Genomic DNA, 1,615 nt, shown 5'->3' with positions numbered 1-1,615 from the left:
TGATCGTCGGCGGCGTGCTTGCGATCACCGTCATTGGCGGCATCGCCATTGCGCTTCTGCTCGACAATGACATTTTCGGCCAGGGCATCGTCCGCATCATGATCATCTCGCCCTTCTTCGTCATGCCGCCTGTGGCCGCATTGGTTTGGAAGAACATGATCATGCATCCCGGTTATGGCGTGCTTGCCGATCTCTCACGCTTCTTCGGCCTGCAACCGGTCGACTGGTTCGCGCAGTTTCCGCTGCTCTCCATCATCATCATCGTCGCCTGGCAATGGCTGCCGTTTGCGACGCTGATCCTCTTGACCGCCCTGCAGTCACTCGATGGCGAACAGAAGGAAGCCGCCGAGATGGATGGCGCCAACTTCGTCAACCGTTTCATCTATCTGACCCTGCCGCATCTGTCGCGCGCCATCACCGTCGTCATTCTGATCCAGACGATCTTCCTGCTTGGCGTTTACGCGGAAATCCTCGTCACCACCAATGGCGGACCGGGTTATGCCTCCACCAACCTCGCCTTCCTCATCTATCGCACCGCGCTTCTCGGTTACGACGTCGGCGGCGCTTCGGCCGGCGGCATCATCGCCGTCATCCTCGCCAATATCGTCGCCATCTTCCTGATGCGCGCCGTCGGCAAGAACCTCGACCGGTAAAGGGGAAACATCATGGCCCGCAAGACAACCACACGTGCGAAGATCGGCTTCTCCATCGCGGCCTGGGCCGTGGCGCTGCTGCTGTTCTTCCCGATCCTCTATGCCTTCCTCACCTCGATCAAGACCGAGCCGGAGGCAATCGCCGGCTTCAGCCTCATTCCCTCGGGCACGCTTGAGAATTACGTGACGGTGCAGACCCAGCGCGATTACTTCAAGCCGTTCATGAACTCGGTGGTGCTGTCGCTCGGCTCGACGATCATTGCGTTGATCATCGCCATTCCCGCCGCCTGGGCCATGGCGTTCTCGCCGACCAAACGCACCAAGGACATTTTGATGTGGATGCTCTCCACCAAGATGATGCCGGCCGTCGCCGTGCTGGTGCCGATCTATCTGATCTTCCGCAATGCCGGCCTGCTCGATACCCGCATCGGGCTGACCATCATGCTCACCTTCATCAACCTGCCGATCGTCATCTGGATGCTCTACACCTACTTCCGGGAAATCCCCGGCGAGATTCTGGAAGCGGCGCGCATGGATGGCGCATCGCTGTGGAACGAGATCGCCCATGTGCTGACGCCGATGGCGGTTCCGGGCATTGCCTCGACGCTGCTCCTCAACGTCATCCTCGCCTGGAACGAATCCTTCTGGACCATCCGGCTGACGACCACCAATGCAGCCCCGCTGACGGCCTTCATCGCCTCCTTCTCCTCACCGCAGGGGCTGTTCTGGGCAAAACTCTCGGCCGCCTCGATGATGGCGATCGCCCCCATTCTCGTCATCGGCTGGTTCTCGCAGAAACAACTCGTGCGTGGCCTGACCTTTGGCGCCGTGAAATAAGGAACGACAAACATGGGCAGCATTTCCCTTCAGAACGTGTCCAAGCTCTTCGGTGAGGCGAAAGTCATCCCGTCGATCGATCTCGATATCAACGACGGCGAGTTCGTCGTCTTCGTCGGCCCGTC

2 protein-coding genes and 1 pseudogene are annotated in these 1,615 nt (G+C 59.7%); all 3 read left to right on the top strand.

From position 1 onward, the window contains the following. A partial coding sequence (locus AC1ROR_RS23635) for a carbohydrate ABC transporter permease (RefSeq protein ID WP_498590927.1) occupies nt 1–653 on the top strand: 653 nt, incomplete at its 5' end. 12 nt (nt 654–665) lie between these two features. After that, on the top strand, nt 666–1,490 hold the full coding sequence (locus AC1ROR_RS23630) for a carbohydrate ABC transporter permease (protein WP_498590926.1): 825 nt from the start codon (nt 666–668) through the stop codon (nt 1,488–1,490). Nucleotides 1,491–1,502: 12 nt separating this feature from the next. Further along, nucleotides 1,503–1,615: pseudogene (locus tag AC1ROR_RS23625) on the top strand (sugar ABC transporter ATP-binding protein); the annotation flags it as partial.

Source organism: Agrobacterium sp. GW821-FHT14E08 (genome assembly GCF_058803865.1).
Note: the sequence above shows the minus strand (reverse complement) of the source record. Positions and strands in the feature narration are given on the sequence as shown.